Source organism: Luteibacter jiangsuensis (genome assembly GCF_011742555.1).
GTDB classification, from domain to species: domain Bacteria; phylum Pseudomonadota; class Gammaproteobacteria; order Xanthomonadales; family Rhodanobacteraceae; genus Luteibacter; species Luteibacter jiangsuensis.
This window is the reverse complement of the sequence record NZ_JAAQQR010000002.1, coordinates 638,636-663,416: the sequence shown is the minus strand read 5'-3', so window position 1 is coordinate 663,416 and position 24,781 is coordinate 638,636. Positions and strand designations below refer to the sequence as shown.

16 protein-coding genes are annotated in these 24,781 nt (G+C 68.1%); 14 read left to right on the top strand and 2 right to left on the bottom strand.

Annotated elements, in window-relative coordinates; translation table 11 throughout:
- Positions 1–430: 430 nt before the first annotated feature.
- Entirely contained in the window at positions 431–3,481 is a 3,051-nt protein-coding gene (locus HBF26_RS06690; RefSeq protein ID WP_167124297.1) for a TonB-dependent receptor, read from the bottom strand.
- Positions 3,482–3,924: 443 nt separating this feature from the next.
- On the opposite strand from HBF26_RS06690, the gene HBF26_RS06685 reads away from it, so the two are divergent.
- Positions 3,925–5,583 (top strand): Na+/H+ antiporter, encoded by a 1,659-nt coding sequence (locus HBF26_RS06685; protein ID WP_167124295.1) that lies wholly within the window; start codon positions 3,925–3,927, stop codon positions 5,581–5,583.
- Between the two features lie 3 nt (positions 5,584–5,586).
- Here HBF26_RS06685 and HBF26_RS06680 read toward each other — a convergent pair whose 3' ends face one another.
- Positions 5,587–6,378: a TatD family hydrolase gene (locus HBF26_RS06680; protein ID WP_167124293.1), complete on the bottom strand. Its 792-nt coding sequence runs from the start codon at positions 6,376–6,378 to the stop codon at positions 5,587–5,589.
- Positions 6,379–6,959: 581 nt separating this feature from the next.
- Here HBF26_RS06680 and HBF26_RS06675 point away from each other — a divergent pair.
- The 13 genes from HBF26_RS06675 to HBF26_RS06615 all read left to right on the top strand — a co-directional run bounded on the left by HBF26_RS06675 (position 6,960) and on the right by HBF26_RS06615 (position 24,754).
- Positions 6,960–7,409, top strand: a complete 450-nt coding sequence (locus HBF26_RS06675; protein ID WP_167124291.1) for a post-PEP-CTERM-1 domain-containing protein — start codon at positions 6,960–6,962, stop codon at positions 7,407–7,409.
- Positions 7,410–7,462: 53 nt separating this feature from the next.
- A complete protein-coding gene (locus HBF26_RS06670) occupies positions 7,463–9,370 on the top strand; it encodes a PA domain-containing protein (protein ID WP_167124289.1) in 1,908 nt (635 codons plus the stop codon).
- A gap of 213 nt (positions 9,371–9,583) precedes the next feature.
- Positions 9,584–16,171 (top strand): ESPR-type extended signal peptide-containing protein, encoded by a 6,588-nt coding sequence (locus HBF26_RS06665; protein ID WP_167124286.1) that lies wholly within the window; start codon positions 9,584–9,586, stop codon positions 16,169–16,171.
- A 207-nt stretch (positions 16,172–16,378) separates the two neighbouring features.
- On the top strand, positions 16,379–18,094 hold the full coding sequence (gspE, locus tag HBF26_RS06660; protein WP_167124414.1) for a type II secretion system ATPase GspE: 1,716 nt from the start codon (positions 16,379–16,381) through the stop codon (positions 18,092–18,094).
- 8 nt (positions 18,095–18,102) lie between these two features.
- Complete coding sequence (gene gspF, locus HBF26_RS06655; RefSeq protein WP_167124284.1) at positions 18,103–19,320, top strand: type II secretion system inner membrane protein GspF; 1,218 nt, start codon at positions 18,103–18,105, stop codon at positions 19,318–19,320.
- Between the two features lie 26 nt (positions 19,321–19,346).
- Positions 19,347–19,772 carry a type II secretion system major pseudopilin GspG gene (gspG, locus tag HBF26_RS06650; RefSeq protein WP_167124282.1) on the top strand — a complete coding sequence of 142 codons (426 nt, stop codon included), beginning with the start codon at positions 19,347–19,349 and terminating at the stop codon, positions 19,770–19,772.
- Positions 19,773–19,901: 129 nt separating this feature from the next.
- Positions 19,902–20,312 (top strand): GspH/FimT family pseudopilin, encoded by a 411-nt coding sequence (locus tag HBF26_RS06645; RefSeq protein ID WP_240151246.1) that lies wholly within the window; start codon positions 19,902–19,904, stop codon positions 20,310–20,312.
- On the top strand, positions 20,309–20,740 hold the full coding sequence (locus HBF26_RS06640) for a prepilin-type N-terminal cleavage/methylation domain-containing protein (protein ID WP_167124278.1): 432 nt from the start codon (positions 20,309–20,311) through the stop codon (positions 20,738–20,740). Before HBF26_RS06645 ends, HBF26_RS06640 begins: the two co-directional genes overlap by 4 nt.
- Positions 20,737–21,402, top strand: coding sequence for a type II secretion system protein GspJ (locus HBF26_RS06635; protein WP_167124276.1), 666 nt, complete (start codon positions 20,737–20,739; stop codon positions 21,400–21,402). The genes HBF26_RS06640 and HBF26_RS06635 overlap by 4 nt, the downstream gene beginning before the upstream one ends.
- Positions 21,402–22,253, top strand: a complete 852-nt coding sequence (locus HBF26_RS06630; protein ID WP_240151225.1) for a type II secretion system minor pseudopilin — start codon at positions 21,402–21,404, stop codon at positions 22,251–22,253. Before HBF26_RS06635 ends, HBF26_RS06630 begins: the two co-directional genes overlap by 1 nt.
- A complete protein-coding gene (locus HBF26_RS06625) occupies positions 22,250–23,398 on the top strand; it encodes a PilN domain-containing protein (protein ID WP_167124272.1) in 1,149 nt (382 codons plus the stop codon). Before HBF26_RS06630 ends, HBF26_RS06625 begins: the two co-directional genes overlap by 4 nt.
- Positions 23,379–23,981: a type II secretion system protein GspM gene (gene gspM, locus HBF26_RS06620; protein ID WP_167030871.1), complete on the top strand. Its 603-nt coding sequence runs from the start codon at positions 23,379–23,381 to the stop codon at positions 23,979–23,981. Before HBF26_RS06625 ends, gspM begins: the two co-directional genes overlap by 20 nt.
- On the top strand, positions 23,978–24,754 hold the full coding sequence (locus HBF26_RS06615) for a type II secretion system protein, XpsN-like (RefSeq protein ID WP_167124269.1): 777 nt from the start codon (positions 23,978–23,980) through the stop codon (positions 24,752–24,754). Before gspM ends, HBF26_RS06615 begins: the two co-directional genes overlap by 4 nt.
- Positions 24,755–24,781: the final 27 nt, after the last annotated feature.

Here is a 24,781-nt window from a genome sequence, read left to right as displayed (position 1 = left end):
ACGACATACAAGTACTCAGTCCTTTGTGTGGGAGCCAGCTACGCCGGCGATCCCGCGGTAGCGGGCAAGCTTGCCGCAGGCACCCATCGCCGCTGAAGCGGCTCCCACAGGAGTGCGGCGCGCCGGTATCGCAGCGCCCCCACGTACCGTCGTGCCTGCGAAAGCAGGCACCCAGCGCCTCGGTCTACGACGATGCGAAAGCAAACCATCGTTGAGCTCTCCCAACAAGAACCTGCACCGTCGGCTACTGGCTCTCAGGCAACGGCACAGGCGCCGATGCGAGGCCGAAGGCGAGCCCACCCTACGAAGCGAAAGCCATAAGCATCAAACAGCGAAGCCGCAATCCCGGAAATGCGCGACAGAAAAACAAAAAAGGCCGCTCCCTCCGGAGCGGCCAATCTGGGGAGTGTTGCCACTTTCTTGTTATGGATCAGAGCGTGAAGTCGTACCGTGCGCCGAGGCGGACGTAGCGCGGATCCTGGAACGAGCGGGCGCGCAGGTAGTTGGGGTTCGGCAGTCCGGCGGCCGTTTCGCCGGTCTCGTAGTACTGCGTCACGCGCTGCTTGCCGAGGGCGTTGAACACGTCGGCCGACAGCGTGAGCTTGTGGTCCGCGAAGGCGGGCTTCCAGGCGGCGCTGAGGTCGAGCGTGTACGTCCACGGCGTGCGGCCGCGGGAGCCGCGCGGCGAAGGCTGCCCGTTACACCAGAAGTAGTTGTTCTGGTAGTTGTACGGATCTCCGCCGGCGGATTCCGGACGAACGCCGAGGCAGCTGACCGGGTAACCCGAGGCGATGCGCGTCACCGTGGAGAACTGCCATTCGTCGGTCGGTGCGTACGTGCCGTAGATGCGCAGCTGGTGCTTCTGGTCGTTCGGCAGGTCGCCGTTCGTGTTCTCCATGATGGCCGGGAAGTCCCAGCTCTCCGTCGTGGAAACATCGGCCTGCACGATGTTGGAATCGAGCTGGCCTTCGGAGTTGCCGTAGCTGCGCGAGTACGTGTAATCGATCTTGCCGTACCACTTGTCGCTGAACTGGTGCTCGGCGTAGAGGTCGAGCATGTAGTACGAGCGCTTCGGCTTCGGCTCGCCGATGTCCTTGGCGGAAAGCGGCACGCTGAGATACTGGCCATCCGCGGGTGACAGCGTGAACGTGTTGGCGCGGCCCGGGTTGTACAGCCAGCAGCCCGTGCTTCGCGCGATGCCGGCGGCCACTTCGTCGCTGAGACCGTTGCGGTCGCCCCATGCCTGCAGCGGTGCCGAATCGCAGGTGTCGTCGATCAGGCTGCGCAGGCGGCGGTACATCGCCTTGGCGCCGACCGTCCAGTTGTCGCCGAGCTGCTTGTCGAAGCCGAAGATGTACTCGTCCTGGTAGTAGGAGTGCAGCTGCTGGGCCGAGACGGTCTTCGCATCCGGCGGCACGCCGTTGGCACCGTTGTTGTAGTAGGTGGCGGACCACGGCCCGGTGCCGAGCCCGGTAGGTATGCCGCTGACCGGGTCGATGCCCGTGAAGCTGTAGAACTGCGAAGGATAGGTGGACGGGCCGGCGCCGCGCACGGCCACCGAGGTCGGCAGGCCGAGGTGATAGCGGCCCGCATTGGCGTAGATCTTCAGCGAACTGTCGCCATAGACGTCCCACGAGGCACCCAGGCGCGGATCGAGCTGGTGGCGCGAGCTTGCATAGGCCTCCCCGGAGCCGTTGTAGTTGGTGAACTGCTCGTTGCGCAGGCCGATGTATGCGTGCCAGCGGTCGGAGATCTGCCAGTTGTCTTCCACGAACTGCGAGCGCTGGTTCGTGCGCGCCGAGGTGCCGGTGGTGAGTGCGGTGGACTCGACGTAATAGCCGTTCGGGAAGTCGGCCGGGTTGTAGAGGTTGGGATCGAGGCCGAGGTTGCTCAGGCGGTTGCGGATCGACTTGCCGTCGCCCACGTCGGCGTAAATGTAACCCGTGCCGCCCACGGGCACCGAGCCCCAGGTAGCGCGGAGTACATAGTTGTCCACGCCCGCACGCAGGTCGTGGTCGCCGATGCGGTATTCGATATTCGCGCTCCAGCCGTTCGTGCGATCTTTCGAGCCCGGCAGCAGGAACGAGGTGGCGCCTACCGTGCACCCGGTCTGCGGGTTGGCGGCGAACTCCACTCGGTTGTCGGTGATGCCCGGGCAGGTGCTCCCGGATGCGGAGCTGATCGTCTGCTGGTGATTGGAGCTGGACTTGCCGTACATCGCGTTGATGGTGAGATCGTCGGTGATGTAACCGGTGTAGTGCCCGATGTACATGTTGCCGCCCGGCGTGGCGTTGGTCTGCGTGCCGTTGTAGTTCTTGGTGTAAGTGTGGCCGAGGTAATCGCCGCGGCCCGTCGCGTAGTCGTAGCCGAAGATGGAGGCGTCGGTGGTTTCGGTGTCGCCGATCCCGGTGAACTCGAGGATGTTGTTGTCGGTGATGTTCCAGTCGATCTTGCCGAGCCAGCGCGTGGTCTTGTTCGAGTCGCGTTCGTCGTCGCTGACCGTGCTGGGTCCGGTGTAGTTGCCGGTCTGATGGATCCAGTCGGCGGCCGCGAAGATGAACAGCTTGTCCTTGATCAGGGCGCCGCCGAGCGAGCCGGAATACTGGAGGTTTTCCTGGTCGCGCAGGGTGTAGGGGTTGCCACGCTGATAGAGCGTGCCATTAGTGAGGCGGATGTCTTTCGGCTGCTGCGCCAGGCCGCTGGGCGAGAACAACACCTGCACGTCACCCTTCCACTCGTTGGAGCCGCGTTTGGACACCACGTTGATCACGCCGCCGGTGGAGCGGCCGTATTCCGCGCCATAGCCACCGATGAGCACCTGCTCCTGGTCGATCGCATCGTAGGGAAGCTGGCGCGAACTCACGCCCGTCAGCGGGTTGGTTGCCTGAAATCCGTTGATGTAATACGCGTTCTCAGACGCCGACGAGCCGCCGAACGACAACGCATTGCCATAGCCGCGCGCGGCGGGCGTGGTGCCCGGCGCGAGCAACGCCACGGAACTGATCGACGTACGCGCGATGGGCAGCTTCGACAGCTGGTCGGCCGTGAGCACCGTGCGCGAGTCGACGGAGCTCACGTCGATGCTGGGCAGGCTGTTCGCCGTGACCTGCACGCTGCCCAGGGTGGTGGCGTCCGCCGAGGTGGTCGCGAACGACACGTCCGTGCCCTGGCTGATGGACGTCTGCACGCCCTTGTGCGAATCGACCACGGCACCGTTGTGCATCAGCGAGACGTCGTAGCTGCCGATCGGGAGCGAGTTGGCACGGTAGCGGCCGCCCGCGTCCACGGTGATGTCGCGGCGGAGGCCGGTGGCGGTGTTTTCGATGTGGACGACGTCGCCGGGCGTGGCCGAGCCGAAGATGGAACCGGTGGCGTTGCTCTGCGCGAGTGCGCCGCCGGCGATTCCCGCGGCGATGGCGAACGCCAGCGCGGTCGCAAGTCGTCGGCGTGCGGTTGCCGGGGCATGGTTTGCGAACTGCATGGAAGTACCCTCCTGTGGGTGACGCGGAACGAAATCGGGGCGGCAGCACCCGTGCCCGCGCGGCACGCGGACAGGCCGCCGAAGAACGGCGGTGGGTTTTGCGGGGAATGGCTTATCTCACCGCCGTCACACAGGGTGCGTGCGGCGGCGCGACGTCATGGCAGGCGGGCGAGCCTGTCCTCTTCGCGGAATGGGGGTACGGACCGATACGGGAACGGCATGGGGTTCTCCCCTGGAAAAGCTCGTGCAAGGACATCGTCCATGGAGCGAAATCGTCGTCGACGAACGCACCGGAACCGATGCGTTTGTAAAACGTAAACCTCCGTTCCACAAAGGAACAATAGGAATAAGTCCTAAGCAGGTAATTACGTATGACGTGCAGCATATTACGGTCGTCGAAGGTTCCTGTTGCCTCTTCCATGGCCGGCCGCTAGCGTCGCGGCATGGACCTCGTCATCACCGTGCTCATCCTCCTGCTCGTCGTCGCGCTGTCCGGTTCGGTGGTGCGCATCCTGCCGGTCAGGCTGCCGCTTCCGCTGTTGCAGATCGCCCTCGGCGCGGTGCTCGCGCGGCCGTTAGGCATGCATGTCGAGTTCGATCCCGACCTCTTCTTCCTCCTGTTCATTCCACCCCTGCTCTTCGCGGACGGCTGGCGCATTCCCAAGCGCGAGCTGTTCCTCCTGTGGCGTCCCATCCTGGCGCTCGCGATCGGGCTGGTGTTCTTCACCATCGTCGGGGTGGGCTACTTCGTGCACTGGATGATTCCCACGGTGCCGTTGGCGGTGGCGTTCGCGCTCGCCGCGGTGCTCTCTCCCACCGATGCCGTGGCCGTGTCCTCCATAACCGGCGGGTCGAAGATGCCGCCGCGACTCATGCACGTGTTGTCCGGCGAAGCGCTGCTGAACGACGCGTCGGGCCTGGTCGCGTTGCAGTTCGCCGTCGCGGCCGAGTTGACCGGCAGGTTCTCCCTGACGTCGGCGGCGGGCGACTTCGCCGTGATGGCCATCGGCGGTGTGCTGGCGGGTGCGTTCGTGGGAGTGGTGTTCGGCGTGGTTCGCCGCCGCTTCATTCGTTGGGCCAGCGAGGTCGATCCACCGAGTCAGGTAGCGCTGGTCCTGGTGCTGCCCTTCGCCGCCTACCTGCTTGCGGAGCACTTCGGTATGTCGGGCATCCTGGCGGCCGTTGCGGCGGGCGTCACGATGAATCGCACGGACGTATCGAAGGGCGGCTATGTGGCCACGCGCGTGCAGAACGGCGCGGTCTGGTCGATGCTGGAATTCGTCTTCAACGGACTGATCTTCCTTCTGCTGGGTCTGCAACTGCCCGGCATCGTCGACGGCGCGGGGCTGGATCTGCGCCAGGCGGGGGGAGGTGAGCCGTGGTATCTCGTGGCTTACGTGGTGGCGATCACGCTGGTGCTCGTGGTGCTGCGCTTCATCTGGGTCTGGGTGTCGCTGCGCTTCATGCTGATGCGGGCGTGGCACCGCGGCGAGCAGCGACCGAAAGTCGGTACGCGCCTCGTCTGGACGACCGCCCTGGCGGGTGTCCGTGGCGCCATCACCATGGCGGGCGTGCTGTCGTTGCCGCTCATGAAGCGCGAGGGCGTGGTGTTCCCGACGCGGGATCTCATGATCTTCCTCGCAACCGGCGTGATCCTCTGCACGCTGCTGTTCGGCGCCATCGGTCTCCCGCTGCTGGTGAGGGGGCTGAACCTGGACGGGGAAGATCCCCGCGTTCGGGAAGAGAGGATGGCTCGCGCGCTTGCGGCGGAGGCGGCGCTGCGTGGCATCGCGGCGGAACAGAAACGCGTGGAGGACGGCGGCGACGAGCATGCCATCGCGCTTGCCTCGCGCGTCGCGGCGCGCGTCATGGCGGATTACCAGCAGCGGCTGGCCGCCGCGGGCGAGGATGGCGACGTACCGGAGAGGGCGCGCGCCGAGGCGGGCACCGAACGCAGTATGCGTCTCGCCGCGCTACACGCTGAGCGAAAGGAGCTTGCCGAACTCCGCCGCACGCACCGGATCAACGATGAGACGTTGCGGGCGCTCACGCGCGAGGCGGACCTGGCCGAAGCGGCGTTGACGGGATTGCATTCGGCCTGAGGCTCAGGCCGGAAGGCCGAAGAATGCTTCCGCCGTGCGCGTGGTCGACTCGGTCAGGGCCTCGCGCGTTTCGCCACGGTCCTTCGCCACCTCGTCGCGGATGTGCGCGAGGTACATCGGTTCGTTGCGGCGGTCCTTGGGCATCGGACGGATCGTGCGCGGCAGCAGGTACGGGGCATCCGTTTCCAGCATCAGGCGATTCGCCGGAATGGTGCGCACCAGTTCGCGCAGATGCGCCCCGCGGCGTTCGTCGCAGATCCATCCGGTGATGCCGATGTGGCAATCGAGATCCAGATAGTCGCGCAGTGCCTCGGCGCTGTCCGTGAAGCAGTGCACCACCGCCGCGGGAACGCGGTCGCGATAGCGCTTCAGGATGGCGAGGAAGTCGTGGTGTGCGTCGCGCTGGTGCAGGAACAGCGGTTTGCCGACCTCCGCCGCGATCTCCAGCTGGCACTCGAACACCTCCCGCTGCACGTCGCGCGGCGAGTAGTTGCGGTTGTAGTCGAGCCCGGTTTCTCCCACGGCGCGGACCTCCGGCTCGCGCGCCAGTTCGCGCAGCAGCGTATCGGTGTGCCGGTCGTAGTCCACGGCATGGTGCGGATGGACGCCGGCGGTGGCGAACAGCCGGCCGCCACTCGCGCGTGCCAGCTCCAGCGCGTGGACACTGCCCTCGCGGGACGCGCCCGTCACGACCATCCGGCCGACGCCGTGCGCGCTGGCCCGTGCCAGCACATCGTCAAAATCCTGACGGAAGGATTCGTGGGTGAGATTGGCACCGATGTCGATCAAGTCCATGTTTTCTTTCGCGTTGACGAGTGGGGGTGTGCGGCGAAAAGAAGCGTTATCGCCGTGCAAGGCCATGAATTGGAAAGGATATGGACGTCCGAACGAACTTTCGCCGAGGTTTCAGCATAGGCCGTAAGGACGATTGGAAAATGCGCGTCAAAAGATTGACGTTCGCTTTTTCTTGCTGCTACGTTCCAGAGACCGCCGTCAAGAAGACGACGCGTGGGACGGAATGGGAAGGATCGCAAGACCAACCTTTTTCGGCAGGGGATGTCCGCCAGGACACCAGAAGGGAATACGGCCTTGGCCGTCTACGGCAATACCACGGGGCAAGGGGAAGTGCAGATGGTAAACCGTTCCGCCGCGGAGCCTGCCAAGGCTTCCTGCATCCAGGGCCACGTGCCCGATGTCACCGGTCCGATGGGCCTTTCCACGTCATGAATCGTCGCCGTCGCGCCTGGCGCGACGGGCAGGATTTGGGTTGGCGTTGAGGGGAACGTCGAATCCTCGAGTGTTTACGCCGGCGAGGGGGTCTTCGCCGGTGGGCGTGCAGGGAGGGGTCCCGGCGCCGCACTAGGGAGGTACTGGTAATGACTTCACGAACACTGGCACAGGCCTTGGGTCTTGTGCTGACGGGCATGTTCACCGTGGCGGGGGCGGCCTATGCTGCCGAGACGCCGTCCACCCAGGCCACACCGAAGGCCACGACCGGGCAGAGCCTGCAGGTCGTCGCCATCGACCCGGCAACGGGCAAGCTGCGTGCGCCGACCGCCGCCGAGCAGGCCGCGTATGCCAAGGGCGCCCAGCTGCGGCAGAGCCGCGTATCGGCACTCACCGGTCAACCGCGCACCAACGCCGAGGCGGTGAAAACCGCCCGCAAGATCACGCTGCACAACGGCGCGAAGGTCACCGGCATGCGGCTGCCGCTGGAGCGCATGACCAGCGTGGTCGCCACGCGCGAGGCAGACGGCTCCCTCTCCATCCACCATGACGACCACGGCGTGCAGGCTGCGCCCAAGGCACCGGAGGCAACACGATGATCCGTCGCGGCCTTCTCTACTCAGCCCTTCTCGCAGCCGGACTGTGCGGTGCCATGAGCGCCACCGCTGCCGAGATCAAGATCGTCAACCAGGACGTCGGTACCGGCCAGGGTTTCGACGACCACACGCCCGCCACGCCTATCGGTGGCAACCCGGGCACCACCTTCGGGCAGCAGGCGTTCAATGTCTTCCTGTTCGCCGCCGAGATCCACGGCGCTTACCTGAAGAGCGACGTCACGATCGTCAACAATGCCACCTTCGAACCGCTGGAATGCGACGCCACGGGCGGTGTCCTCGGTTCGTCCGGTCCCCTTTCCGTGTTCACGTTCGATGCCGCCAACCTCCCTGCGGGCGCCAAGGCCGACACGTGGTACGCGGGCCCGACGGCCGATGCCCTTGCGGGCGAAGACCTCGATCCGGGTCAGGCGGACATCCAGAGCCAGTTCAACGGCGCGTTGGGTTCGCCGGGTTGTATCGAAGGCTCGAAGTGGTACATGGGTCTCGATCACCAGGTACCGGATGGGCAAATCGATTTCCTCAACGTGGTGCTGCACGAGATGGGCCATGGCCTTGGCTTCCTCGGCCTCACGGACCTGAGCACGGGCGAGGATTTCCCGGGCGGGGCGGATTCGCATCCCGACATCTACGGTACCTTCGTCAAGCACAACGGCACGTTCTGGGACGATCTCACCCCCGCGCAACGCGTCTCCGCCGCACTCGACGACGGACACCTCGCGTTCTCGGGCCCGACCGTGGTCGCCGAGGCGCCGCTCGCCCTGAGCCAGCCCGACGTGTATCGCGTGTCGGCACCCGCCGCAGCCGCCGGCGATTACGAGTACGCCCAGGCTTCGTTCGGCCCGAAGGCCACGTCGGCGAATTTCTCGGGCAGCGTGGCGCGCGCCACGCCGAACGACGGTTGCGCCGCCATCACCAACGCATCGGATGTCGCGGGCAAGGTCGCGCTCATCGATCGCGGCACCTGCGACTTCACGGTGAAGGCTCTCAACGCCCAGGCGGCCGGTGCCAGCGCGGTGCTGCTTGCCAACAATCAGCCCGCGGCGGTCACGCCCGGTGGCACGCCCGCCTCGCCGGTCAACATTCCGGTGATCCTGGTGAGCCAGGCGGACGGCAATACGCTCAAGGCGAACCTCGCCGGTCTGACCGGTACGGTGGCGAAGGGTACGGGCCTTTCCGGCACGAACGCGGACGGTGTGCTCATCTATGCGCCAGCGCAACTGTCGCCGGGCTCGTCGTTCTCGCATTACGACACGCGCCTGACGCCGAACGCGATCATGGAATACGCGATCAACCAGGACCTCCGCGGCGAGATCGACCTCGACCTCACGCCCGCGCTGTTCCAGGACATCGGCTGGGGCATCGACCGCGGCAACCAGTTCCTGCTCCAGTGCGACACGGGCATTCCGAAACTGGTCCCGGGCGGCATGGTCATCGGCGCCAACGTGATTGCCAACGCGAAGATCATCGCCGGCAACGCGGACGACGTGGGCGCCTATCGTGCGGGCGTGACGGCATACGCCGCGCAGCTCGCGGCCGATGAGCTCATCACGGCCGACCAGGCAAGCAGCCTCAACGCGTGCCTCACCGATGCCCAGACCCAGGCGCAGTACGACGAGTGGGGTCCGCCGCCGGCACCTCCGGGCATTGCGCTCAACAACAACCAGCCGCTGGCCAACCAGAAGGGCGCGGCGGGTGCGAGCACGGTGTACACGCTCGCGGTGCCTGCCGGTGCGAAGACGCTGAACCTGCGCACCTACGGCGGTTCGGGCGACGTCTCGATCTCGGTCACCGATCCGAGCGGCAAGGTGAAGGACCAGCCGAATCGTCCGGGCAACAGCGAGATGTTTACCGCCGGCAAACCCGCGGCGGGAACCTGGACGCTCACGGTGAAGGGAGTCAAGGCGTACTCCGGCGTGACGGTGCTGGGCGCCTACACGCAGTGACGGCATGAGGCCCCGGTTCGCCGGGGCCTCGGCCTTCATGGGGAACGCGCACCGGGCCGCAGAATGGCGAGCTGCATCGGCGGTCCGGTGCCAGGGGTCATCAATCACAGGACACATCGTCCGCCGCGGCCAGCGACGGACTGGCGATGGGCCGCGCGTTCGCGCGCCCGCGCATCGATCGCTCACAAGCGGACATCTGGGAGGAAGGTTGACGTGAACACCATCTACAGCAAGGTCTGGAACACATCGCTCGGCATGCTCGTCGTTGCCTCGGAACTGGCGAAGGCACACGGCAAGGGCGCTTCCTCCCGACGCCTGCGCGCCGCCATGGCTGCGCTGCCACTGGCTGCCGGCATGGCGCTGGCGCTGGGCAGCGCGCCCGCACAGGCAGGCAACGTATGCGGCGGCTACCTGCTCGGGTTGCAAGGCAAGGCACCGGTGGCAAAGGGCGCCGACGCATTCGCCTGCGGTACAGGGGCAAAAGCCGAAGGCGACTACAGTTCGGCGGTCGGCACGAAGGCGCGTAGCGACGGAGCCTACAGCGTGGCCGTCGGCAATGACGCCCAGTCGCCCGGTCTCTGGTCCACCGCGGTGGGTCAGGCGTCCCGCGCCGTCGGCATCAGTGCCGTTGCGATAGGCGAATCCGCGTACGCCAGCGGCTCGGCCAGCACCGCCATCGGCACGGATGCGCGTGCTACCGCGAAGAATTCCGTGGCGCTCGGTGACAATTCGATCGCGGATCGCGCCAACACGGTGTCGATCGGCAAGGTCAACGAAGATCGCCAGCTCGTGCACGTCGCCGACGGCACGCAGGCGAACGATGCGGTGAACAAGCGTCAGCTCGACAAGGTGTCGACCTCGGTCACCGGTGTCTCCACGCGTGTGGATGCGTTGACGCAGACGGTGGACGGCGTGTCGCAGAACGTGGATGCGCTGGCCGACAGCGTCAGCGACGCCGCGCATTATTTCAAGGCGAACGGCGCGGGCGACGGCAGCGACGACGCGCTGGCGACGGGTCAGTACGCCACGGCGTCGGGCTCGGGTGCGTTCGCGGGCGCTCAAGGTGCCACGGCAACAGGCAGCGGTGCTGTGGCCACGGGGCAACAGTCGACGGCGACGGGTTATGGCGCGGTGGCGACCGGCCAGAACAGCGCCGCTTACGGTGCGGGCGCGCAGGCGGACGGTCCCGGCAGTGTCGCAGTCGGCGGCAACGCCGTGGACGAAGACGGCAACCCGCTGATTACCAACGCCGGTGTGCCGGTGGATACCGCGGCGACGAGCGCGGGCGTCGGCGGCACCGCTGTCGGTGCCAGCGCCAATGCGAGCGGTTTCGCCTCGACGGCGACGGGCGTGGGCGCGTATGCCTCCGGCGCGCAGTCGGCGGCGTTCGGCGCGGTCGCCAATGCGATCGGCGATTTCTCGACCGCGGTCGGCACGCAAAGCGCGGCCACGGGCATCAGCAGTGTCGCCGTCGGCGAGACCTCGCAGGCAACCGGCGAGGAAAGCGTGGCGGTGGGCGGTACCGCTTATGGCGGCTTTATTCCGACAATCGCCAGCGGCGTGGGCTCCGCGGCCTTCGGCAACGGCGCCTGGGGCACGGCCGATTACACGACCGCGCTTGGTTGGTCGAGCACGGCCGACCATCTCAATGCCACCGCCGTCGGCGCGGTGGCGGGCGCGCTCGATGTCGGCGCGGTGGCGGTGGGCTACCGCAGCGCCGCCATCGGCGGACTGACCACCACCGTCGGCACCAGTTCGTTCGTCTGGGGCGAGAACGCGTCGGCCTACGGTTCCAATGCGTTCGTCTGGGGCGACAACGCCACCGGCCTGGGCAGTGCCACGAACATCGACGGCGACGACAGCACGGCGGTGGGTGCGAACACCGAGATCGTCGGCAGCGGATCGACCGCGACCGGTGCCGGCAGCGCCGTGTATGGCGACGAGTCGACGGCTAATGGACACGGTGCGATCGCCACCGGTGCCGCGGCCTCGGCAATCGGCGCGAGCAGCCTTGCCAGTGGCGATTACACGACGGCCGTGGGGCAGGGCTCCTTCGCGGGTGCGCAAGGCGCCACGGCGACCGGCAGCGGCGCGGTGGCGACGGGCCAGCAATCGACGGCGACGGGTTACGGCGCGGTGGCGACCGGTCAGAACAGCGCCGCGTACGGTGCGGGCGCACAGGCGGACGGTCCCGGTAGCGTTGCGGTCGGCGGCAACGCGGTGGACGAAGACGGCAATCCGCTGATCACCAACGGCGGTGTGCCGGTGGACACGGCGGCGACCAGCGCGGGCCTGGGCGGCACGGCGGTCGGCGCGAGCGCGAACGCCAGCGGCTTTGCTTCGACGGCGACGGGCGTGGGTGCGTATGCCTCCGGTGCGCAGTCGGCGGCGGTCGGCGCGGTGGCGAATGCCATCGGCGACCTGTCCACGGCGGTGGGCACGCAGTCGTTCGCCAATGGCGTGCAATCGACGGCGGCAGGCGCGGGCGCTTCTGCTTACAGCGATGGTTCGACTGCACTGGGCACGGCGTCGAGCGCATCGGGTGTGGCAAGTGTCGCCATCGGTGCCGGCGCGGAAACGGGCTTCGGCCTGTTCGGTCTGGAAAGCGCGAACGCGGTGGCGCTGGGCGCGGGCAGCTGGGCGCTGGGCGACAATGCCACCGCCCTGGGCGCGAATGCCTGGGCCGTGGCCGACAACGCGGTGGCGCTCGGTGCGGGTTCGTACGCCGATCGCGCGAACACAGTATCCGTAGGCGACGTGGGCGCGGAACGGCAGATCACGAATGTGGCCGCCGGCACGGAAGACACCGATGCGGTGAACAAGGGCCAGCTGGATGCAGTGGCGGGCAGCGTCAGTGACGCCAGTCACTACTTCAAGGCCAATGGCCTGAACGACGGCAGCGACGATGCAGTAGTCGCCGGGAACCAGGCGACGGCGGCCGGTTCGGGTGCGTTCGCTGGGGCGCAAGGTGCCAGTGCCTTCGGCAGCGGTGCGGTGGCGACGGGCCAGCAGTCGACGGCGACGGGTTACGGCGCGGTGGCCACCGGCCAGAACAGCGCCGCCTACGGTGCCGGTGCACAGGCCGATGGCCCGGGAAGCGTGGCGGTCGGCGGCAACGCCGTGGACGAAGACGGCAATCCGCTGATCACCAACGGTGGCGTGCCGGTGGACACGGGCGCGACCAGCGCGGGCGTGGGTGGCACGGCGGTGGGCGCGAGCGCGAATGCCAGCGGCTTTGCCTCGACGGCGACGGGCGTCGGCGCGTACGCCTCCGGCGCACAGTCGGCGGCGTTCGGCGCGGTGGCGAATGCGATCGGCGACTACTCGACCTCGGTCGGTACATTGAGCGCGGCGACCGGCGTCAGCAGCACGGCGGTGGGCGAAAGCGCGCAGGCTACGGGCGACGAGAGCGTGGCGGTGGGCGGCACCACCTTCTTCGGCTTCATCCCCGCGCAGGCCACCGGCACGGGTGCCGCGGCGTTCGGCGCGGGCGCCTGGGCGACGGCCGATTACGCTACGTCGCTGGGCTGGAACAGCTGGGCCGACGGCGTGAGCAGCACGGCGATCGGCGAATCGGCGATCGCGGCGGCGGCCAACTCGGTGGCGCTGGGTGCCGGCTCGTACAACGAGCGCGCGAACACGGTATCGGTGGGCGACGTCGGTGCGGAACGGCAGATCACGAATGTCGCCGCCGGCACGGAAGACACCGACGCGGTGAACAAGGGGCAGCTCGATGCCTCGGTGAACGATGCGACGCGTTACTTCAAGGCCACGGGCAACAACGACGGTTCCGACGACGCGCTGGCGACGGGTCAGTACGCCACGGCGTCAGGCTCGGGTTCGTTCGCGGGCGCGGATGGCGCCACGGCGACCGGCAGCGGCGCGGTGGCGACGGGCCAGCAATCGACGGCGACGGGTTACGGCGCGGTGGCGACCGGCCAGAACAGCGCCGCGTACGGTGCGGGCGCGCAGGCGGACGGCCCCGGTAGTGTCGCGGTCGGCGGCAACGCGGTGGACGAAGACGGCAATCCGCTGATCACCAACGGCGGTGTGCCGGTGGACACGGCGGCGACCAGCGCGGGCGTGGGCGGCACGGCGGTCGGCGCGAGCGCAAACGCCAGCGGCTTTGCTTCGACGGCGACGGGCGTGGGTGCATATGCCTCCGGTGCGCAGTCGGCGGCGGTCGGCGCGGTGGCGAATGCCATCGGCGACCTGTCCACGGCGGTGGGCACGCAGTCGCTGGCCAACGGCGTGCAATCGACAGCGGCAGGCGCGGGCGCTTCTGCTTACAGCGATGGTTCGACTGCACTGGGCACGGCGTCGAGCGCATCGGGTGTGGCAAGTGTCGCCATCGGTGCCGGCGCGGAAACGGGCTTCGGCCTGTTCGGTCTGGAGAGTGCGAACGCGGTGGCGCTGGGCGCGGGCAGCTGGGCGCTGGGCGACAATGCCACCGCCCTGGGCGCGAATGCCTGGGCAGTGGCCGACAACGCGGTGGCGCTCGGCGCGGGTTCGTACGCCGATCGCGCGAACACAGTATCCGTAGGCGACGTGGGCGCGGAACGGCAGATCACGAATGTCGCCGCCGGCACGGAAGACACCGATGCGGTGAACAAGGGGCAGCTGGATGCGGTGGCGGGCAGCGTGAGCGACGCGAGCCATTACTTCAAGGCGAATGGCCTGAACGATGGCTCCGACGATGCGCTGGCAACGGGTCAGTACGCGACCGCGTCCGGTTCGGGCGCGTTCGCGGGCGCGGACGGTGCTACGGCGACTGGTAGTGGCGCGGTGGCGGCAGGCCAGCAATCGACGGCCACGGGTTACGGTGCGGTAGCGACCGGCCAGAACGCCGCGGCGTATGGCGCGGGTGCACAGGCCGATGGCCCGGGAAGCGTGGCGGTCGGCGGCAACGCCGTGGACGAAGACGGCAATCCGCTGATCACCAACGGTGGCGTGCCGGTGGATACGGGTGCGACCAGCGCGGGCGTGGGCGGCACGGCGGTGGGCGCGAGCGCGAACGCCAGCGGCTTTGCCTCGACGGCGACGGGCGTCGGTGCGTATGCGTCCGGCGCGCAGTCGGCAGCGTTCGGCGCGGTGGCGAATGCCATCGGCGACTACTCGACCTCGGTGGGTACGTTGAGTGCCGCAACCGGTGTCAGCAGCACGGCGGTGGGCGAAAGCGCGCAGGCCACGGGCGACGAGAGCGTGGCGGTGGGCGGCACCACCTTCTTCGGCTTCATCCCGGCACAGGCCACCGGCACGGGCGCCGCGGCGTTCGGTGCGGGTGCCTGGGCCACGGCCGATTACGCCACGTCGCTGGGCTGGAACAGCTGGGCCGATGGCGTGAGCAGCACGGCGATCGGCGAATCGGCGATCGCGGCGGCGGCCAACTCGGTGGCGCTGGGTGCCGGCTCGTACAACGAACGCGCGAACACGGTATCGGTGGGCGACGTGGGGGCGGAGCGGCAGATCACGAATGTCGCCGCCGGCACGGAGCGCACCGACGCGGTGAACAAGGCCCAGTTGGATACCGTGGCCGACAGCGTCAGCTCGGCCGCGCATTACGTCTCGGCCACGGGGGCCGGAGACGGTTCGGACGACGCCTCGGCCACCGGCGAACTCGCCACGGCCACCGGTGCCGGCAGCAGTGCGTCGGGCGACTTGTCCACGGCTTCGGGTGCCTTTGCCACGGCAAGCAACGAGTCGTCAACGGCGGTCGGTGCGTTCGCCACGGCCAGCGGTGCGGGATCCACGGCCATCGGCGATAGTGCGAGGGCCCTGGCCGCCAATTCGGTCGCGCTCGGCAATGGCTCCCTGGCGACACGGGCGAACACGGTCTCCGTGGGCAGCGCCGGTAACAATCGCCAGATCACCAACGTGGCGGCGGGTACGCAGACCACCGACGCGGTGAACCTGGGCCAGTTGAACAGTGCGCTGTCCAGTGCGTTCTCGGGAACCTCGGGCACGGCGGGCAGCGCCGTCGCCATGGCCCTGGGTGGCGGGGCGACGATGGGCGCGAATGGCTTCGTCGGCCCGGTCTATCGGGTGCAAGGCAGTTCCTACGGCTCGGTCGGCGACGCCGTGGGCGCGTTGGACGGCGCACTGTCGTCGCTCGACAATCGCGTGGGTGCGCTCGAGACCCAGTCCGACGGCGGCAGCCTGAAGGCCAGTTCCACGGTGCAGCGCACGGCGGCTCCCTCGATCGCCGCCCGGTCGGCACCGACGCCGGCGGTCGCGCCGGAGGTCACCGCCGCGGTCACGGCGGCGGCGGCGCCGGTCGCGACTGGGACGCCCACGGCGGCGGCCGTCGTGCCGATCACGCCGGCGGCCGTGGACGGTGGCGGTGCGCCGATCACCAATGTCGCAGCGGGTACCGCTCCGACGGACGCCGCCAACGTGAGCCAGGTGGACCAGGCCGTCGCCACGGCCAAGTCCTATGCCGATCAGGGCGACGCCACTACCTTGCAAAGCGCCAAGGCCTACACTGACCAAAAGTTCGGCGATGTGGTCAGCGGCGGTGCCTTCGACGAGTACAAGCGCACGGTCGACCATCGCTTCAATAATCTGAACGACCGCCTCAACAAGGTGGGTGCGATGGGCGCGGCCATGTCGCAGATGGCCTTCAGTACCCAGGGAGTCAATGGGGACAACCGGCTGGGCGTGGGTGTCGGCGGCTACAAGGGTCAGGGCGCCCTGTCGGTCGGCTACTCGCGCAGCCTCACGCCGAATGCGACCCTCACCTTCGGTGCCGCGATCAGCGGCGGCGAGAGTTCCGGCGGCGTCGGTGTAGGCGTGGGCTGGTAATGAACCCGGCGGCGGCCCACAAGGCGCCGCCAAGTCCTTGAAAGCCGGCGGCGACGCCGGCTTTTCCTTTTTGCGCCACGTCGCGGATCACGAGGCTCGCGGTCGCCGTCGACGCACGGTATGTGCTACCAATAGCGGCCCGTGCGGTCAGGAACGATCGCGGCGGAAAACGCATTCAACGGACCGTGTGGAGAAGGCATGTCTGCGATGACCGAGCACAGGGACATGCTCACCGGGGAACCCGGCGAGGCACAGGTCTGCGCGCACCTCGTCGCGCATGGCCGCCTGAAGGACACCGACCTCGCGCGGGCGCGCCGCCTGCACGACGAAACCCCGGAGGGCACCCTCACGGGTCTCATGGCCCGGCTGGGTCTGGTGTCCGAACGCGACCTGGCCGACGCCTGGGCCGACCTGCTGGGCCTGCCCCTGCTGGCGGCCAAGGATGCACCGGAGTTGCCCCCGGCCGACGTCGAACTGTCGACGCGATTCCTGAAGCAGTACCACGTAGTACCCGTGCGCGAAGGCGAGGACGGCCTGGCGCTGCTGGTGGCCGATCCAGCCGATCCTTACCCCTTGCAGGCCGTGCGCCTGGCCACAGGGCGCGAGGTACAGCTTCGCGTCGGACTGCGCTCCGAGATCGACGACCTCATCGAAAGGTATTACGGCCAGGGCCGCTCGGCGATGGGCAGCATTGTGGAAAGCCTGGACGGTAACGCCGCGGTGGAAGACGACGTCGAGCACCTGCGCGACCTCGCCTCGGAAGCGCCGGTGATCCGCCTGGTGAACCTGATCCTGCAACGCGCCGTGGAACAGCGCGCCTCCGACGTGCACATCGAGCCGTTCGAGAATCGTCTCAAGGTGCGCTACCGCATCGACGGCGTGCTGCACGAGGTGGAAGCGCCGCCGTCCAGTTCCACCGCCGCCGTCATCTCTCGCGTGAAGATCATGGCGCGCCTCAACATCGCCGAACGCCGCCTGCCGCAGGACGGCCGCATCCAGCTTCGTGTGCAGGGCAAGGAGCTGGACCTGCGCGTGTCCACGGTGCCGACCAGCTTCGGCGAGTCGGTGGTGATGCGTATCCTCGACCGCGAGTCGGTGGTGTTCGACTTCGCGTCGCTGGGCTTTACCGATAACTTCCGCGACCGCTTCGTGGAGGTACTGGACCGCCCGCACGGCATCCTGCTGGTGACCGGCCCCACCGGCTCGGGCAAGACCACCACGCTCTACACGGCGCTGTCGCAGATCAACACGCCGGATGTGAAGATCATCACGGTGGAAGATCCGGTCGAATACCAGATCGAGGGCATCAACCAGATCCAGGTGAAGCCGCAGATCGGGCTCGACTTCGCGGGCGCGCTGCGCTCCATCGTCCGCCAGGATCCGGACGTGATCATGATCGGCGAAATGCGCGACCTGGAAACCTGCCGCATCGCCATCCAGTCGGCGCTCACGGGTCACCTCGTGCTTTCCACGCTGCATACGAACAGCGCGTCGGGCGGCATCACCCGCCTGCTCGACATGGGCGTGGAGGACTACCTCCTGGGTTCCACGGTCAACGGCATCCTGGCGCAGCGCCTGGTGCGTCGCCTCGATCCGGAAACGGCGGTGCCCTACGAGGCATTGCCCGAGGTCATCGAACAGTTCGAACTGCACAAGTACACCGACGAGCGGCCGATCCGTCTCTGGAAACCCGGTTCCAGCGCCGCCAACCCAACCGGCTATCGCGGGCGCCGCGCCATCATGGAGTTCCTCGTGATGAGCGATCCGCTGCGGCGCCTGGTGATGCAGCGTGCCGACGCCGGCGAGATCGAGCGTCAGGCTCGCGCCGAAGGCATGCGCACCATGTACGAGGACGGCCTGGCGAAGGCGGTGGCCGGCGTCACCACGATCGAGGAAGTCCTGCGCGTCACGCAGGAATCGTAGGCCTGCGCATGAGCCAGTTCCGTTACCGAGCCATCAGCGCCGCCGGCGAAGTCCTCTCGGGAAGGATGGAAGCCACGTCCGTGGAGGACGTGGTCGCGCGGCTGCACGACCAGGGGCACACGCCGCTGGAAGCCGCGCCGGCCGATGGCGAATCCTCGGGTGGCGGCATCGCCGCGATGTTCCGCAAGGGCCCCTTCACCGGCGACCAGCTCGCCCAGTTCACGCACCAGCTGGCGACACTGCTCGGTGCGGGCCAGCCACTCGATCGCGCGCTGGGCATCCTGCTCGACCTCCCCGAGGGCGAGCGCGCGAAGAACATGGTCGAGCGCATCCGCGACCGCGTACGTGGGGGAACCGCGCTGTCGACCGCCCTCGACGAGGAAAACGGCGTGTTCCCGCGTCTGTACGTCAGCCTGGTGCGTGCCGGCGAAGCGGGCGGATCGCTGGACGAAACGCTGCGCCGCCTCGCCGATTATCTCGAACGCGCGCAGGCCCTGCGCGGCAGCATCATCAATGCGCTGATCTATCCCGCCTTCCTCATGGTCGGCGTGCTCGGTTCGCTGGTGTTGCTGCTGGCTTATGTGGTGCCGCAGTTCGTGCCCATCTTCGCCGACATGCAGGTGCCGATTCCGCTCATCACCCAGGTGGTGCTGGCCATGGGCACCGCCATCAGCGACTGGTGGTGGGCGATCATCGTGCTGCTCGTGATGCTCGGCATGGTGCTCCGGCTGCGCCTGCGCGATCCCGACACGAAGCTGGCGTTCCATGGCCGCCTGCTCACGATGCGCGTGGCCGGTCCGCTGCTGCTGAAGGTGGAAACCGCACGCATCGCGCGCACCCTCGGCACGTTGCTGAAGAACGGCGTGCCGCTGCTTTCCTCGCTCGCCATCGCGCGGCAGGTCACCGGCAACCGTGCGCTCGACCTGGCGCTGGAGCAGGCCGCCGATCGCGTGAAAGGCGGCGCCGGACTCGGTAGCGCGTTGGCCCAGACGGAACGTTTCCCCCGGCTCGCGCTGCAGATGATCCAGGTGGGCGAGGAGGCTGGCGCGCTGGATACCATGCTGCTCAAGGTGGCGGACACCTTCGACGTGGAAGCCAAGCGCGCCATCGATCGCCTGCTTGCCGCGCTGGTGCCGACCCTCACCATCGTCATGACCGTCCTCGTCGCCTTCATCATGGCGGCGATCCTGCTGCCGCTACTCAGTCTCACCAGCAACATCAACTGACCGAATCCGTTCCAAGGAGCTTTCCCATGCGTGCCTTCCGTCCCCTCCGTCATAGCCATGCCCGCGGTTTCACCCTGCTGGAAATGCTCGCCGTGATCGTGCTGATCGGCATCATCGGCGCCATCGTGGTCACCCAGGTCGGCAAGAACGTCGACAAGGGCAAGTACGGCGCCGGCAAAGCCCAGCTCACCACGCTCGGGCAGAAGATCGAGAACTACGCGCTGGACAACGGCACGCCGCCGCATGCCCTGGAAGACCTGGTCGCCAAACCGGCCGATGCCAGCAACTGGCAGGGTCCCTACGCGAAGGAATCCGACCTCAAGGATCCCTGGGGCCATGCTTTCGGTTACCGCTACCCCGGCGAACACGGCAGCTTCGACCTCGTGTTCTACGGCCAGGACGGCAAGGCCGGTGGCGACGGCTACGCGGCCGACGTCGGCAACTGGCAGTAAGAAGGACACCTGGCAATGCGTGCGTGGGAAGCGCGCTGGCGCGCGAATGGAACACGCGGAAAGACGGTTCGTACCCCGGCGGGCATAAATGGTCCAGCGCGCTCCTCACGGGGATTCACATTGTTCGAAATGCTGGCCGTGATCCTGCTCATCGGGATCGCCGCGGCCGCCGTATCCATTCCCATCACGCAGGGCCTTGCCAGCGCGCGCGTGAACGCGGCCAGCGGCGAACTGGCCGCCGCACTGCGCTGGACACGTGCGCAATCCATCGTGCGCGGCAAAGCCCTCGCACTGGAAGTGGACACGGCGGCGTCGACCTATAAGGCCCCGGGCAAGCCGGACGTACGCCTGCCCAAAGACATGCGCGTGTCGATCACCAGCGCGCGCGAAGATCAGGCCAACGACACCACGGGCCGCATCCGCTTCTTCCCAGACGGCAGTTCCACGGGGGGGCGCATCACGCTCAAGCGCGGGCAACGCGAGTGGCACGTGAACGTGGCCTGGCTTACCGGCGCCGTCAGCGTCGTGGATTCGAAATGACGTTTCCCCGGCGCCAGCACGGTTTCAGCCTGCTCGAGGTGATCGCGGCCATCGCCGTGCTCGCCATCGCTTTCGCGGCCCTCATGCAGGTCGCCGGCAGTTCGTTGAGCCTCACCGCGCGCGCGAACGAACGCACCCAGGCGGCCCTGCGCGCACGCACGCTGCTCGACGGCGCGTTCGTCATGGAGCCCGTGCGCGAGGGCGCAACCGAGGGCCGCTTCGACGACACGTATCGCTGGCGCATGAACGTCACTCGCTACCAACCGCAGGACGAGGCGCCCACGACCGACGCGCGGCCTGGCGACGACATCGGTGGCGGCTTGTATCGCCTGGATCTCGACGTGGTGTGGGGGCAGGGCGGCGACGAACGCCATGCCCGGTTCTCGACCCTGCGCCTCGCCGGTTCGGGCGGAGGCAACCCGCCGTGAGGCGTGCGCACGGTTTCAGCCTCATGGAGGTGCTGGCGGCGCTCGCGCTGCTCACGATCGTATTGCTGGGGGTGTACTCGGGCATCAGCACGGCCACGCGCATCGTGCGTAGTGGCGACAACGCCATCCAGCGCATGGACGAGATCCGCTCGGCACAGAACTTCCTCCGCGCGGAACTCGCGCAGGCACTGGTGGTGCCGTTCGATCAGACCGACGATGGCGACCCCATCGTGTTCTCCGGCGATAGCAAGGGGCTGCGCTTCGTGGCACCCCTGCCGGGGTACCTGTCGCGGCTTGGGCCGCAGCTGCAGACCGTCTCGCTCGTCGATGACGGCGCGTCCGGCTATCGGCTCGAAGTGCGCCTTGCGCTGTTGCCGCCCGACGGCAGCGATCCACAGCCGCTCGGCGAGCCGGAGGTACTGCTGCGCGGCATTCGCAAGGGGTCGTTCAGTTACCGTGGCATGGACGAGCAGAACCGTCCCGGCGACTGGTCGGACGCGTGGTCCGATGGCCGCCGCACCCCGTCGCTGGTTCGCGTCGAGCTGGAGGTGGACGGCAACGTGGCCTTCCCGATGCTGGTCGCCCCGGTGCGGATCGATCCCTCCGCATCGCGCAACGGCTTCAACGTCGGGCGCCTTCCGCATGGACCGGTGAGGCGATGATGTCCACGCGCGAACGGGGCGTCGCCCTCCTCATCGTGCTTTGGGGCTGCACGCTCCTGGCGATCATGCTCGGCGGCTTCGCCGCACTGGCCCGCACCGAGGGCCTGCAGGCGAGGTACCAGTACGCGCAGACACGCGCGCACTACGCGGCCGAAGCCGGTGTGATGCGGGCCATCGAAGCGCTTCAGGCTCGGGACTTCCGTTCGCGCTGGATCGCGGACGGCCGCGTCTATGCCTTCGACTTCGACGACGCGAAGGTGTCGATATCGATCGTGGACGAAGACGGCAAGGTGGATCTCAACGCGGCCTCCGGCGACGTTCTCGACGGACTCTTCAAGGCGGCTGGCGTCGCGGACGACAGGGCTCACCGGCTCTCCGCAGCCATCCAGGACTGGCGGCGGCCGGGCGACGCCGCTTCGCCCAACGGGGCGAAGAAGCCACAGTACGATGCCGCCGGCCTCGGCTACGGACCGCGCAACGGACCGTTCGCCACGGTCGAGGAAGCACGCATGGTGCTGGGCATGGACGCGACCACCTGGACGGCGGTGGCGCCGGCGCTCACCATCTGGTCCGGCCGCGAGCGGCCTAACGCCGAGCACGCGCAGCCACTGGCGCTGGCGGCGATTCCCGGGCTCGGCCGCGCGGGAGCGGAGGCCATACTGGCCAAGCGCGGTCAGGCCGATGGGGCAAACCTCGCGGGCGGTAACGGCGTCACACACACGATACGTGCGGAAGCGATCCTTGACGATGGAACCAGGAGTTCCCTTACATCGACCGTCCGATTGCGTGGGATAAGATCGGGTAACCAGCCCTACGCCGTATTGCGTTGGCGCGAAGGAGACGTTGAATGAGCACCCTGCAGGACGCCTCGCAACTACAGCTCGACCGCCTGCGCCGTGCCTGGCGCGGCAGCGCGCTGCCCGGCTTCCTGCGCTGGTGGGGCAACGAACTGGCGCCGCTGGTGCCGGTGCGATGGCGCTCCGCGTTCGCGGGCGGTCAGCGCTGGTACGTCGTCGAGCGGGTCGCCGAGGGCTGGCGCCTGCGCCGGGCAGGCGAGGGTGGCAGCCTTGTCGACGTCGCCGACGTCGATCCGCCGGAGCATCGCGCGGGCCTGCTGGCGCACGCGCTGGCGGAAGCCGACCCGGCCGACCGTCGCGTCGCGCTCGTGTTGCCCGCCACACAGGTGTTGCGTCGACGCCTGGTGTTGCCGCTCGCCGCGCGGGACAACCTGCGTCAGGTCGTGGGCTTCGACCTCGACCGGCAGACGCCTTTCCGCGCGGAAGACATCCACTACGGTGTTCGCGAACTCCAGGAGACGGCGGCGGAGGGCCGCTTCGTCGCGGAACTGGCCGCCACGCCGCGGGCCACGCTCGATCCGCTGCTCGACGAACTCGTCGCGCTCGGTATCCACCCCGATCGCGTCGACGTGGGCCAGGGCGAGGCGCTCGCGGGAGTCGACCTGCTGCCGCCGGCGCGGGCGCCGCGTCGTGTCGACCGCCGTCGCCGCCTCAATGCGGCGCTTGCGGCGGCCATCGTGCTGCTCGTCTTCGCCGCCATGGCAGCCTGGCTGCACAATCGCAACGTGGCGCTGGAAACGATGACCGCCACGGTGGAGTCGATGCGCGCCGATGCGCAGCGCGTGTCGGCATTGCGTCAGCGCCTGACCGAGAGCGCCGGCGCTTCCGGATTCCTCGCCCGCAAGAAAACTGAAAGCCCCTCCATTCTTCCCGTGCTGGACGAACTCACCCATCGGTTGCCCGACGACACATGGCTGGAGCGCTTCACGCTCAACGCCACGGGCCAGCTGGGTTTCCAGGGGCAGAGTCCGCAGGCGGCACGCCTCATCGACGCTTTGAAGGGCGCGCGCACCATCGGCGAGCCGAGCTTCCAGGGCACCATTCAGTCCGACCCCACGTCAGGCAAGGAGCGCTTCTACATGCAGGCGAAAGCAGTGATGCCGAAGCAGGAGGCCGTCAATGCGCATGAAGCCCGTTGAGTCCCGCATCGCCGCGTTGTTGCTGCTGCTGGTCGTGGTCGTCGCCGGCTATTTCGCCCTCGTGCACTGGTGGTTCGTAGCCCCCCAGCTTGCCATCGCGGAACAGATGGACGACCTGCGCGACACCCAGCGCCGGTTCGCCGCGGCCATTGCCGAGCGGCCGCAACTGGAAAAGCGCCTGGCCGCGCTGGAGCAGGGGCAAACGCGCAGCGACGCCTTCCTGCCCGGCGACGACACCAACGCCGCGGCCGCCGGGCTCATGCAGCGCATCGTCGATGTTGCTGCGGCCCATCGCGAGGACGGCGCATGCGACGTCGTGCAGAAGATGCCCGTGCCCAGCCAGGAGAAGGCGGGCGACCCCTACCGCAAGGTCACGGTCAACATCAGCCTGCGCTGCCAGATGCAGCCCATGACGGCCGTGCTGCACGACATCGAGGAAGAAACGCCTTATCTCTTCATCGAGGATTTCAGCATCTACCGCAACCCCGTCGCCGCCCGCTCGGGAGCGGCGGCACCGATGGAAGTCCAGTTCACCGTTTCCGGTTACATCCATGCCGCGCGCGCGGCGAAGGCGGCTTCGTGAACGCCGCGGGCCAGCGTCGCCTGACGCCCGTGCTCGCGGCCGTCGCCGCCGTGCTGGCCGCGCTCGTCGCTGCCCTCCTGCTGGGCGTGGGACAAGGCGTGCGCTGGGACGCCCCAGGCACGCCGGAGCCGCTTCCCGCTGCCCGTCCCGTCGCCATGCCCGCGCCCACGCCGCTGGCGCGCTTCGCGGAGGTCTGGCAGCGTCCGCTCTTCATGGCCGACCGCAAGCCTGCCGCTGTCGCGGACGCGGGCGACGACACCGGCAACATCGGCGACCTCGAACTCACGGGCATCATCGTCACGCCCGGCCTTCGCATGGCGCTGCTTCGCGACCGGAGCAAGGACACCACCGTGCGCGTCAAGGAAGGCACCGCACTTGCCGACGGGCACTGGACGCTCGCCTCGCTCACGCCTCGCAGCGCCATCTTCGAAAGCGGTGGCGAACGTCGCGAACTCACACTGAAGGTGGCGGCGCCCGATCCGCTGACCAACGGCGCGCAGAGGCCTGGCGTGCCGCCGGTGCCTGGGCAGCCATCCGTTCCGCCGCGTCCGCAGCCGGCCGGCAATGGCGTGCACGTGGAACGGCAGGTTTCGTCCGGCATCACCGGGCCTTCGCTGCCCAAGCCCGCGCCGGCGTCGACTTCGCGGGCGCCGCAACCCCGGCAGGACGACGACGCGCTTCAGCGAGCCCGCATCGAAGCCTTGAAGCAAGCCGTGCAGCGACGGCGCATGGAACAGCAGCAGCGACAACAACAGGCCACGGATCTGAAGTAGCAGGGCACGCACGCCCTCAGGGAAGGA